General features: G+C 35.9%; 11 protein-coding genes. All 11 read right to left on the reverse strand.

What is annotated here, in order from left to right; translation table 11 throughout:
• Positions 1-74: 74 nt before the first annotated feature.
• Complete coding sequence (locus tag AC000W_RS01270; protein WP_474745347.1) at positions 75-350, reverse strand: heavy-metal-associated domain-containing protein; 276 nt, start codon at positions 348-350, stop codon at positions 75-77.
• A gap of 3 nt (positions 351-353) precedes the next feature.
• Entirely contained in the window at positions 354-1,766 is a 1,413-nt protein-coding gene (locus AC000W_RS01275; RefSeq protein ID WP_474745348.1) for an MBL fold metallo-hydrolase, read from the reverse strand.
• Between the two features lie 135 nt (positions 1,767-1,901).
• Positions 1,902-3,293, reverse strand: a complete 1,392-nt coding sequence (locus AC000W_RS01280) for a Gfo/Idh/MocA family protein (protein ID WP_474745350.1) — start codon at positions 3,291-3,293, stop codon at positions 1,902-1,904.
• A 91-nt stretch (positions 3,294-3,384) separates the two neighbouring features.
• Complete coding sequence (locus AC000W_RS01285; protein ID WP_474745352.1) at positions 3,385-4,089, reverse strand: sulfite exporter TauE/SafE family protein; 705 nt, start codon at positions 4,087-4,089, stop codon at positions 3,385-3,387.
• Between the two features lie 2 nt (positions 4,090-4,091).
• Positions 4,092-4,538: a FixH family protein gene (locus tag AC000W_RS01290; protein ID WP_474745353.1), complete on the reverse strand. Its 447-nt coding sequence runs from the start codon at positions 4,536-4,538 to the stop codon at positions 4,092-4,094.
• Between the two features lie 54 nt (positions 4,539-4,592).
• Entirely contained in the window at positions 4,593-6,008 is a 1,416-nt protein-coding gene (gene ccoG / locus AC000W_RS01295; protein WP_474745354.1) for a cytochrome c oxidase accessory protein CcoG, read from the reverse strand.
• A gap of 52 nt (positions 6,009-6,060) precedes the next feature.
• Entirely contained in the window at positions 6,061-7,011 is a 951-nt protein-coding gene (locus tag AC000W_RS01300) for a cbb3-type cytochrome c oxidase N-terminal domain-containing protein (RefSeq protein WP_474745356.1), read from the reverse strand.
• Complete coding sequence (locus AC000W_RS01305; protein WP_474745357.1) at positions 7,008-7,196, reverse strand: CcoQ/FixQ family Cbb3-type cytochrome c oxidase assembly chaperone; 189 nt, start codon at positions 7,194-7,196, stop codon at positions 7,008-7,010. Before AC000W_RS01305 ends, AC000W_RS01300 begins: the two co-directional genes overlap by 4 nt.
• A 3-nt stretch (positions 7,197-7,199) precedes the next feature.
• A complete protein-coding gene (gene ccoN / locus AC000W_RS01310) occupies positions 7,200-9,401 on the reverse strand; it encodes a cytochrome-c oxidase, cbb3-type subunit I (protein ID WP_474745358.1) in 2,202 nt (733 codons plus the stop codon).
• A gap of 2 nt (positions 9,402-9,403) precedes the next feature.
• A complete protein-coding gene (ccoS, locus tag AC000W_RS01315) occupies positions 9,404-9,610 on the reverse strand; it encodes a cbb3-type cytochrome oxidase assembly protein CcoS (RefSeq protein WP_474745359.1) in 207 nt (68 codons plus the stop codon).
• A 72-nt stretch (positions 9,611-9,682) separates the two neighbouring features.
• Entirely contained in the window at positions 9,683-12,058 is a 2,376-nt protein-coding gene (locus AC000W_RS01320) for a heavy metal translocating P-type ATPase (protein ID WP_474745361.1), read from the reverse strand.
• Positions 12,059-12,112: the final 54 nt, after the last annotated feature.

Raw genomic sequence — 12,112 nt, forward strand, 5'->3', positions numbered from 1 at the left:
ACTAAATATACATATCAAAAATGATGGCTCCTGTAACCAAAGTTACAGAAGCCAAAATACAGGAAGTGAATATGTTATAATTTTTCTAAAAGTTTTCCAGCTCCACAACTGATATATGATTTTGCCTTTGTCAAAACACCGTTTTCATCATTAATGGATGGATATCCAATAGATTTTAAAGTGTTTTTTACCAATGAAACAGCTTCTCTTTCTTCACAATAAAATGAAATGGTTGAGGCTTCAATATTTATATCAATTTCGCTAACACCATCCATTTTTTCAAGATCTGTAAGAATGGTTTTGGAGCAACCGCCACATTTTAAATTTTGCACTTGAATAACAATTCTCATATCTTATAACATTGTTGTAGGAGCAACATAGTTTGAGAGTTTTACACTTCCTTTTTTTATTTCATCAAAACCCCCAATAATGTCTTCAAAGTTGTCCCAACCTCTTTGTTTTAATATTGATGAAGCTATCATGCTTCTATAACCTCCAGCACAATGAAGCACAAAGGGATTGTTTTTAGGAAATTGAGATAAATGTTGGTTAATTTCATTCAATGGAATATTGATGGCCCCAATAATATGCTCAGAATCATATTCACTTTTCTTCCTTACATCAAACACCAAAGTATTCTCTATTGATTTTTTTTCAAAATCTTCTGCAGAGATTCTATTTATGGTTTCGTATTCTTTTTTAGAGGCTTTCCAACTTTCGAAACCTCCTTTTAGAAAACCAATGGTATTGTCATACCCGACTCTGGATAGACGAGTTATGGCCTCTTCCTCTTTGTCTGGATAAGTAATTAATAGGATTTCTTGTTTTACGTCAGTAATCATTTCGCCTACCCATTGTGCAAAACTACCATCTAACCCTATATTTATGCTGTTAGGAATAAATCCTATAGCAAAATCTGCGGCATCCCTTGTATCTAACATCAAAGCTTGAGTTTCGTTGGCAACAGCTTCAAAAGCTTCAACAGATAAGGCTTTTGCGCCTCTTTCCATGACGGTGTCTAAACTTTCATATCCTTTTATATTCATTAATACATTTTGAGGAAAATATCCGGGAGGTGCTGTAAGACCTGTAAGAAGTTCTTTAATGAATTCCTCCTTTGTCATATCTGCTCTTAGCGCATAATTAGTTTTCTTTTGATGCCCTAAAGTGTCTGAAGTTTCTTTGCTCATCATTTTCCCACAAGCGGAACCTGCTCCGTGATTGGGATATACTATTAAATCATCATTAAGGGGCATAATCCTGTTCCTCAGAGAATCAAAAAGGTGTGCTGCCAACTTTTCTTCTGTAAGCTCAGATATTACATGCTGTGCTAAGTCTGGCCTACCAACATCACCAATGAACAAGGTGTCTCCTGTAATGATACCGTGCTCCTTTCCATTTTCATCAATAATAAGGTAGGTTGTACTTTCCATAGTATGCCCCGGAGTATGGATGACCTTAACTTTATAATCACCAATGGTAAATATCTGATTGTCTTCTGCAATTATGGCATCGTAACTTGGTTTTGCTGTTGGCCCAAAAACTATTTGCGCTCCGGTTTTGGCTTTAAGATCTAAATGTCCACTAACAAAATCAGCATGAAAATGTGTTTCGAAGACATATTTAATTTGTGCTTTGTCGTTTTTAGCTCTATCAATATAGGGTTGTACCTCCCTTAACGGGTCAAAAATGGCCGCCTCACCATTACTTTCTATATAGTAAGCTGCATGCGCCAAACATCCTGTGTAAATTTGCTCTATTTTCATAATTAGATACTTTAAAAAGTTATACACTAAAGATATAACCCATTAATAATGTGTACAGTAACCTATGTTACAGAGTAGAGCTTTTTAAAAATATTTATTGAATGAAATTCTAAAAGGGTTTTTAGTAAATTTTTTTTAAACTAATTTCATTGTTTTGGGATTCCAGTTCACAGGTTTTTGCTGGTAGAAACTTTCATTTGCCAAAAGGGCTGCTCCTGCAGCTCTTAATCCAAATGTGGCATTTTCAATAATTTTCTTTTTGCCACGAATTCCTTGAAAGAAATTATAGAAGTGGTCATAGTGCCCTCCTTTGTAATCTGATGGGGCTTTAAAAGTGGTTTCACCAAGGTTCAAAGAGGAGTTTCTATTATTTAGATTTTCAAGAGCATATGTTTCTTTTATTTTCTTTTGATTCTCCTCGGTATATGCTATTAATGAATAGCCACTTGGTTGCATACCCAATTTGGAACGCGTAAGCTTTACGGAGTTAGAACCCACCTCCATTACGCCCTCTGTACCCACCAAACGAAATCCACCACCACCACCAGAACCAGCAATAAAATTAACACGGAAAGAAGCATTAAAGGCCGCATGAGTTTCTGTTTTTGGATAATCGTAAAAAGTAAGGGTAACATCGGGGACATCTCGACCATCGTTCCAATATCTTAATCCACCTGTTGATAAAGCCCTATTTGGTCCTTCAGAGCTAAGAATAAAGTTTAAAGTAGAAAAAGCATGTACAAATAGGTCGCCAGCTACGCCTGTCCCGTAATCTTTATAGTTTCTCCATCTAAAAAAGCGTGTAGCATCATATGGCGTTTTTGGTGCACTTCCTAAAAAAGTGTCAAAGTCTATTGTATTAGGGTTGGCATCTGGAGGAATAGGATATTGCCAGGCTCCTTCAGAAGAGAAACGATCATTATACATATCTAACATAACCATTTCTCCAATAGCTCCATCCTCATATAATTGTTTGGCCTTTTCATTTCCTAAGGATGACATTCCTTGGCTGCCCACTTGGCAAACCATACCTGTTTCTTTTTGAATTTTAATAATTTCATGACCCTCATCAAAATTTTGAACCATAGGCTTTTCGCAATAAACAGCCTTGCCAGCTTTCATGGCATCAATCGTGATTTTTTTATGCCAGTGATCAGGTACTGCCACAATTACAGCATCAATATCTTTTCTTTCAAGAATTTTACGATAGTCACTTGTGGTAAATAAATCATTTCCCCAAAGTTCTTTTGCGCGGTCCAACCTTCCTGTATATAGATCGCAAACACCAACTAACTTAACACCGCTTACTTTTAATGCCGAGGATGTGTCGTATATTCCTTGGATTCCAGAGCCTATCAACGCCAAATTTATTTGGTCATTGGCAGTATATTCATTGTGCTCATATATTCTTTTTAGAAGTAATTCTTGTTTATATGAAGAGGCATATATGTTAGGGATTGATGTTATTGCTGCAGAACCTAGTGCTGCTTTTTTTAGAAAAGACCTTCTGGTTTTACCATTGCCCATATGCTTTCTGTATTATTTAGTTGGAATGAAATAGAAAAGTACACTTTTATTTACGGATGCCAAAATAATGGAAATCCAATGAATGTAAGAATTAGTGGCACTCCATAGAGCTAGATGCCATTTCCATTGTTGGAGGAGGAGGTGATATATAGGGAATGCCCAATCCCATTCCTCTTAGGATAAAAAGAGCACCAATAATAATTACAAAAACGGGAATTAATTTTTGGACTCTTTTACGAGTGACTCCTTTAAGGAATCCACTAAAATAAATTACAGATGTCATTAAAGGAATGGTTCCTAGACCAAACAGAATCATATATAGCGAACCTTTCCATGGGCTACCAAGTGCAACAGCCCCAAAAAGCGCCATATAAACTAAGCCACAAGGTAAGAATCCATTTAAAAAACCAATGGTCAAGAACGTATCTGGGGTTTTCTTTTTAAGCTCTTTTCCCAGCCTACTTTTTATTTTGGAGATAAGTTTATAAACTGGTTTTGAAAGATTGTACCTATTAAAGGTTTTTAAAGGAATTAACACAACAACAATCATAAGGACACCAATGATTATGGATAGTTTTTGCTGAATTCCAAAAACAAAAAGCCCTTTGCCCAACAAGCCAAACACCAATCCTATTACTCCATAAGACAATAACCTGCCAAAATGATAAATAAATATTTGTGCGCCTTTTTTTAAATTATTGGTCCTATCTAAAGGTAGCATAAATGCAATGGGTCCGCACATGCCCACACAGTGCAGACTTCCCATAAGACCTAATATTAGTGCTGCCCAAAACATTCTTAATATGTTATGCTTTCTTTGTATAGATAGTCTTTTCCGTTTTCTTGCCAGGATATTCTAATATCCCAACGACCATCCAATAAACGTTTGTCAGGTATGAGCAAATGTGTAGTGGATAAACTTACGGGTAAGTTAAAATCCAAGTGTTTATTAGATGGTCTATATAGGGATATTGTTCCTTTTATTTGTTTGTAGCCTGGACTATTGGGAAATGTCACCATCAATCCTTCATCGGTTTTTTTAAGGGTGATTTTTTCAGATAGCTTACTTGCGTTGTTTGAAGCATCAATTTCTTTTTGATACCCTAGTTCAGCCGTATAATATTCTTCGGTCACCAAATCATGGTTGGCACTATCATCAGTACTCATTTTAACCACAAAGAATAGAATAAACCCTATAAAGGCTATAAATGACAACACTATACCTGTTCCCCAATTTATTTTCATGTTAATTCTTTTTTATGTCATCACAAATCTGCGTAAACGGATTCATAATGGCAGTTATTTATAACTCCTAGGCGCCAAAAATCTCGCTGTGGTAGTTTCAATTAATTTATCACCGCTATAAACGCCAATTTTGAGTTTGTCTTTATCGCCGTTCAATGCTGAATTGTTAATTTCAATAAACAAGGTGCCCTCTGCCAGCTTTTCTGCTGGCACTATAAAGTTTTGATGTGTTACCAACTCTATTTCTCCTTTATGGGATAACAATTTAAAGTTCACATCCTCAACATCCTTTGTTGTTTTATTTATCAATTTATAAGTATATACATTACTGATAATGTTTCCTTCTTTGTGTTCATACAATTGCCCAGGCAACCTTAAAATATTTGCTTCTAAGTCATTTCTTAAGAAAAGCATACCCACTAAAATCCCTATTAGAATAAATAAAACAGCTGTATATCCTTTTAACCTTGGAGTAAACTTAAATTTTTCTTTTTTCTGGATTTCATCTTCACTGGCATAACGAATCAATCCTTTTGGCAAATTAATTTTCTCCATTATGGTATCACATTCGTCAATACAAGCGGTACAGTTTACACATTCTAACTGTGTTCCGTTTCTAATGTCAATACCCGTGGGGCATACATTTACACATTGGTTGCAGTCAATACAATCTCCATTGCCCAAGGCAGCTCTATCTTCATTTTTTCTAAATTTTTTCCGACCACTTTTCCCTTCTCCGCGTTTGTGGTCATAGGCCACGATGATAGATTTATTGTCTAACAATACACCTTGCAATCGTCCATAAGGACAAGCAATAATACATACCTGTTCTCTAAACCATGCAAAAACAAAATAGAAAACGGCAGTAAATATCAACAAGGAAATAAGGGTGCTAATGTGTTCTAAAGGACCCTCATAAATATATTCCAGTAGTTTATCGCTGCCAATGAGATATGCCAGAAATACATTGGCAATTAAAAATGAAATAATAAAGAAGATAATCCATTTTAATACCCTTTTTCTTATTTTTTCGGCATTCCAAGGCTGTCTGTCCAAACGTATTTGTGCGCCACGGTCACCATCAATCCAATATTCAATTCGGCGAAAAACCATTTCAAGGAAAATAGTTTGGGGACACATCCAACCACAGAAAATACGACCAAATGCCACAGTAAAAAGTGTAATAAATATGACACCAGTTATCATGGAGATTACAAAAAGGTGAAAATCTTGAGGCCAAAATGGAAAGCCAAAAATATTGAAACGACGCTCCAGCACATTGAACATTAAGAACTGGTTCCCATTTATTTTTACAAATGGAGCCAGCACCAGGAATAACAATAGGCCATAACTTACCCACTTGCGGTATTTGTAAAATTTACCACTTGGCTTTTTGGGATAGACCCAAGCCCGCTTACCTTCTTTATTGATGGTGCCTATCGAATCTCTAAAATTTTCTTCTTCTTCCATCTTCGTTTTTCGACTTAATGTAAGTTCGAAAGAATATGCGTTTTGAGTGTGTTTATTCTTCAACTACTGTTTCAATAGAATCGGTAACTTGTTCCATGGACTCTATAGCTTCTTCAACAGCTGGTGCATTTTCGTCTACCCAAATATCTCCTTCAGCTGCTTTGGGGTTGGCTGGTGTTGTACCTTGTAATGATAATACATAGCTTGCCACTTGAGCTATTTGTGCTGGCTTTAAGCTTTGTTTCCAAGCAATCATACCCTTACCATCTCGCCCTCCTTCAGAAATGGTGTTGAAAACATTTTTAATGCCACCACCTAAAATCCAATATTCATCAGTAATATTAGGACCAATTCCTCCACCTCCATCTGCCAAGTGGCAGGCTACACAATTTGCCGTGAAAACATTTTCGCCAACTTTTAAATCAGAAGCATCTGTCAATAATTCAACTGTATTAATATCAACTAGGTCTTTTGCAGTTTTTTTATATTCCTCAATTTCCAATTGGGCCTGTGCCACTTCCTGTTCATATTCCAATTTTTGGTCGTAATCATTAAAAACGTGGAAACGCACTAAATAAACTACTGCAAAAATGATAGTGGCATAGAACATATAGACCCACCAGGGAGGTAGCGTATTATCCAGCTCCCGAATACCATCATAATTGTGGTCTAATACTACTTCTCCCTCTTGCTCAATACGTTTAACACCAGTAAGTTTTTTATATAGATTTTTACCCCATGTCCATTCCCAATTTTCAGATTTTGAAGCCAAATACTTTTCTTTGGCCTCTTCGGAAAGGGTTTGAAACATGACATTTTCTATTGATTTTACAATAAGCTCTATTGCAACCAATATCATTAACACCAGGATTAAGAAAAACTGAGTTATGGGATATTCTATAAATGCGGGCTTATCGCCAGAGTCTATAAAGTATTCCATCAATCCAAAAATGACGAAAAAAAGAAGTGGAATGCGTATCCACCAAGGACCTAGATTTTTCATAATTGATCAGTTTTAGTATTATCGTTTAAGGGAAGTTCACTTACTTCTTTGATGTACTCTTTTTTTGCGGTAAATACCCACCAGAAAAGCAGTGCAAAAAAGACAAAGAATATTAATAATGATATCATGGGATAAGTTGCAACCCCATCGATACTTTCCATATGGTTTTTTACAAATTTTAGCATGGCTTAATTATTTTCTGATATTATTTCTCCAGTTTCTTTTATTTTGATATCGGTACCTAATCGCTGTAGGTAGGCAATCAAGGCTACAATTTCCCTATCCCTCATTTCTACAAAAGGTTCTCCGTTTTCCTGTGCATATTTTTTGTCCTCCTCATAACTTTTTGCAAAATCTGGATCAGAATACAGGTTTTTTTCTATCTGTGTGGCCTGTCTATCCATAGCCTCTTTTGCATTGGAAATATCGGCTTCCGTATAAGGGACACCCAATGTGACCATGGCATTCATTTTTGTTTCAATGTTGCCGCGATTGTGTTCATTGCGTACTAGCCATTGATAGGCAGGCATAATGGAACCAGATGAGGTGCTTTGTGGATCATACATATGGTTTAAATGCCAATTGTCTGAATATTTTCCTCCAATTCTAGCTAAATCTGGCCCGGTTCGTTTGCTTCCCCAAAGGAAAGGATGATCATAAACATATTCCCCAGCTTTAGAGTATTCTCCGTATCGTTCTACTTCACTTCGGAAAGGGCGAATCATTTGCGAGTGACAACCCACACAACCTTCACGTATATATAGATCTCTACCTTCCAATTCTAATGGGGTATAAGGTTTTACACTAGTAATGGTAGGAATGTTGGATTTCACCAAAATAGTAGGTACAATCTGAATGATTCCACCAATAAGAATAGCAACAGTGGCTAGTATGGTCAATTGCACAGGCTTACGCTCTAACCAAGTATGGAAAGTTTCACCAGCTGTCCTTTTTTTGGATACTTTGGTTAATGCAGCAGCCTCAGCCAATTCATCCTCTACTTTGCTACCAGAACGTATTGTTTGCACCACGTTGTAAAGCATTACAATGAACCCAACTATGTATAAGGAACCTCCAATGGCACGCATCCAATACATTGGAATAATTTGAGATACTGTTTCAAGGAAGTTACCATATACCAAAGTGCCATCTGGATTAAAATCTTTCCACATTAAGGCTTGTGTAAAACCAGCTACATACATTGGAAGCGTATAGAGAATTATACCCAAAGTGCCTATCCAGAAATGGAAGTTGGCCAAACCTCTAGAAAACAGCCTTGTTTTGAACATTTTTGGCACCAACCAATACACCATTCCAAAGGTTAGAAAGCCATTCCAGGCCAAAGCACCTACATGTACGTGTGCAATAATCCAATCACTAAAGTGGGCAATGGCATTCACATTTTTAAGAGAAAGCATTGGTCCTTCAAAAGTTGCCATACCATAACCTGTTATGGCCACAACCATAAATTTTAATGTAGGATCTGTTCTTACTTTGTCCCAAGCACCTCTCAACGTTAATAATCCGTTTATCATACCACCCCAAGAAGGAGCTATTAGCATAACAGAAAAAGCAACACCTAAATTTTGTGCCCAATCTGGAAGGGCAGAATATAATAAGTGATGAGGACCAGCCCAGATGTAAATAAATATCAATGACCAAAAGTGAACAATGGATAGTTTATAAGAATAAACAGGCCTGTTTGCAGCTTTTGGCACAAAATAGTACATAAGCCCCAAGAACGGTGTGGTCAAGAAAAAAGCAACAGCATTATGACCATACCACCATTGAACCAAGGCATCTTGTACTCCTGCATAAACAGAATAACTTTTAAAAGCACTTACCGGAAGCTCTAAACTATTAAAAATATGAAGTACGGCAACAGTTACAAATGTGGCTAAATAGAACCAAATGGCAACGTACATATGTCGCTGTCTTCTTTTAATAATTGTGCCAATTAAATTCCAGCCAAAGGCTACCCATACCAAGGCAATGGCTAAATCTATAGGCCATTCCAACTCAGCATATTCTTTAGAAGTTGTGTATCCCAATGGTAATGTAATGGCAGCGGCAACAATTATGGCTTGCCAACCCCAAAAATTAAAATTACTCAAGGCATCACTAAACATACGTGCTTTGAGCAATCGCTGTGTAGAATAATAAACACCAGCAAAAATGGCATTGCCCACAAATGCAAAAATCACGGCATTTGTATGTAGTGGTCGTAAACGACCAAAACTAAGCCATGATATACCATCCGTTACATTTGGAAAAAGAAACATGAATGCTAAGAGTAGTCCCACTAGCATTCCAATAATACCCCAAAAGAGGGTGGCGTAGAGGAATTTCTTTACGATTTTATTATCGTAATAAAACTGTTGTACTTCCATAATTACAATTTTTGACTTTTATTTAGTTGGATTTCTTTCTTATTCTTTTTAGGAGAGGTCGTTTTTACCAATTCATCTTCAAAAAGCATGCGCACAGATGGTGTATAGGAATCATCATATTGCCCATTTTTTACCGAAACGATAAATGCAACAAAAAAGATGACGGCTACAACAATGCTAATTGCCAGCAACACATAAATAACACTCATACCTACCTGAATTATATTGTAAAAATATTCCGTTCTATTTCCTTAAAAAATGACATTTATCAGCTTTTATATTTATTTCAATTTTCTTCCAATAATGTTAGTAGCAATAGTTGTAAAAGCCACAACACTAATAGAACTCAATGGCATTAAAATGGCTGCTACAACAGGTTGTAATTGCCCTGTGACAGCAAAATAGAGCCCTACTAAGTTGTACAATAGCGAAAGCATAAAACTTGTTTTTATGATTTTCATGGCTTTTTTAGAAGCCATAATATATTTGTACAGTTCTTTAAATTTTAAGGCATCTAGAATACCATCACAAGCGGGAGAAAACACATTGACATTTTCTGATATGGCAATACCTACATTACTCTGAGCCAAAGCCCCAGCATCATTAAGCCCGTCACCAACCATCATCACTTTTTTATCTTGGCTTTGTAATTCTTTTATGTAGTTTAATTTGTCTTCTGGTTTTTGATTGAATAAAAGAGGCGTGTTTTTTGGGAGTAATTTTGTTAATCTTGATTTTTCCCCATCATTGTCTCCAGAAAGTATGGCCACATTCATTTTTTTTGCCATAACCTTAAAAAAGGATGTGACCCCCTCTCTATATTCATTTTTAAAAACAAAACGCCCTTTATATTCTTCATTACTACTAATGTGTACAGATGTATTTTGTTGATTATCTGATAGATTTTTGCCTATAAAAGAGGCAGAACCAATCTTTATACTATCTTTTTCCTTTACTCCCACAATACCTTTACCAAGATATTCGTGATAATCATCTAAAGTCAAAATGTCTTGCTCTTTGAGAATACTGTATAAAGACCGACTCAATGGATGGTTGGATGCACGCAAGGTGTTTTTTAGCAGGGATTCTTCCTGGGGCGTAAGGGTTAACCCTTCATAAGAAACAGCATTTTTCTTGGCTGTAGTTATGGTTCCTGTTTTATCAAAAATAGCAGTATTTATTTGTGCTAATTGTTCAATAGTTGCTGTATCCTTGAGGTAAAACTTCTTTTTTCCAAGAATTCGAAGCATATTTCCCAAAGTAAAGGGAGCAGCTAAAGCAATTGCGCAAGGGCATGCAATAATAAGTACAGCGGTAAATACATTTAAAGCCTTACTACTGTCATTGAATAGCCAAAAAACGGTGGCAATAAAAGCAATGGTAAGCACAGCAATAGTAAAACGTTTTCCAATACTATCAGTTATAGTTTGGAACGTACTGGTTTTATTTTTTTGAAAAACAGCATTGCTCCAGAGTTGAGTTAGATAACTTTGGGAAATGGTTTTTAAAACACCAATTTCAATAGAGCCAGATAGTTGTTTTCCCCCTGCAAAAACCTTTTCTCCTAACTTTAAATTTACTGGCGCAGATTCTCCCGTAACAAAACTGTAATCTATTTGGGCATTTCCACGGATTAATATACCATCTACAGGAATTAATTCTTCATTCCTAATAAGCAGTTGATCTCCTTTTTTTATGTTGTAGACCTGTACATTCTCTTCCTTATTCCCTTTAATGATTCGGGTAACAGCAATAGGAAAATATGATTTGTAATCTCGCTCAAACGAAAGAAAAGAATAAGTTTTTTGTTGAAAAAACTTCCCAAGCAGTAGAAAAAAAACCAGTCCTGTAAGACTATCAAAGAAACCAGAACCCCAATCAAAAATTATTTCTAGGGTGCTTCTAATAAATAGAACCGTAATACCGAGAGCAATGGGCACATCAATATTTAAAATTTTAGAACGGAGCCCTTTGTAGGCCGAAATAAAATAATCTTGAGCCGCATAGAAAACCACGGGCAAGGAAAAGGCAAACATTAGCCAGCGAAAAAGTGTTTTGTACTGATCTATCCAAAAACCACTTACCTGAAAATATTCTGGAAAGGACAAGAACATCACATTCCCAAAGGCAAAACCTGCAACGCCTACTTTGTAAATAAGACTATGATTTGTTTTCTTTTTTGCTTTGCCATAATCATCCAAAGAGATATAGGGTTCATACCCAATTTTGGACAGTAGCAACACCAATTCTTTTAAAGACAGATATTGATTTTTATATGTAATTCTAATGGTTTTTTTTGGAAAATCAACATAAGAACTTACTATGGAACCATGCAGTTTATTGAGATTCTCTAATACCCAAATACAGGAACTACAATGAATATGAGGAATGTAAAGATTAATAATTTGTAAGTTACCATCATTAAATTCCAACAACTTTTCCTGTATAGTCTCTTCTTCCAGAAAGTTATACTTTCCTTCTACTATATTTGGTGTTGCGCCTGCTGAAGTTTGTAAATCATAATAATAGGATAAATTATTGCTTGAAAAAATGTCATAGACCGTTTTGCACCCATTGCAACAAAAGGGTTTATCATCAAAAATAATTGGGGTTGTATCACATTGGTCACCACAGTGGTAACATAGGACCTTATCCATAATTTTGCTCTTATACCTAAGAGCAAAGGTTTAGATTTATACTATAATAAAATA

It is taken from the genome of Saonia sp. (genome assembly GCF_056326165.1).

Coding starts and splice junctions, on each gene's coding strand:
- ccoG (WP_474745354.1), bottom strand. CDS start 6,008: ATGGAAGAAGAAGAAAATTTTAGAGATTCGATAGGCACCATCAATAAA.
- AC000W_RS01300 (WP_474745356.1), bottom strand. CDS start 7,011: ATGAAAAATCTAGGTCCTTGGTGGATACGCATTCCACTTCTTTTTTTC.
- AC000W_RS01270 (WP_474745347.1), bottom strand. CDS start 350: ATGAGAATTGTTATTCAAGTGCAAAATTTAAAATGTGGCGGTTGCTCC.
- AC000W_RS01280 (WP_474745350.1), bottom strand. CDS start 3,293: ATGGGCAATGGTAAAACCAGAAGGTCTTTTCTAAAAAAAGCAGCACTA.
- AC000W_RS01320 (WP_474745361.1), bottom strand. CDS start 12,058: ATGGATAAGGTCCTATGTTACCACTGTGGTGACCAATGTGATACAACC.
- AC000W_RS01275 (WP_474745348.1), bottom strand. CDS start 1,766: ATGAAAATAGAGCAAATTTACACAGGATGTTTGGCGCATGCAGCTTAC.
- AC000W_RS01290 (WP_474745353.1), bottom strand. CDS start 4,538: ATGAAAATAAATTGGGGAACAGGTATAGTGTTGTCATTTATAGCCTTT.
- AC000W_RS01305 (WP_474745357.1), bottom strand. CDS start 7,196: ATGCTAAAATTTGTAAAAAACCATATGGAAAGTATCGATGGGGTTGCA.
- AC000W_RS01285 (WP_474745352.1), bottom strand. CDS start 4,089: ATGTTTTGGGCAGCACTAATATTAGGTCTTATGGGAAGTCTGCACTGT.
- ccoN (WP_474745358.1), bottom strand. CDS start 9,401: ATGGAAGTACAACAGTTTTATTACGATAATAAAATCGTAAAGAAATTC.
- ccoS (WP_474745359.1), bottom strand. CDS start 9,610: ATGAGTGTTATTTATGTGTTGCTGGCAATTAGCATTGTTGTAGCCGTC.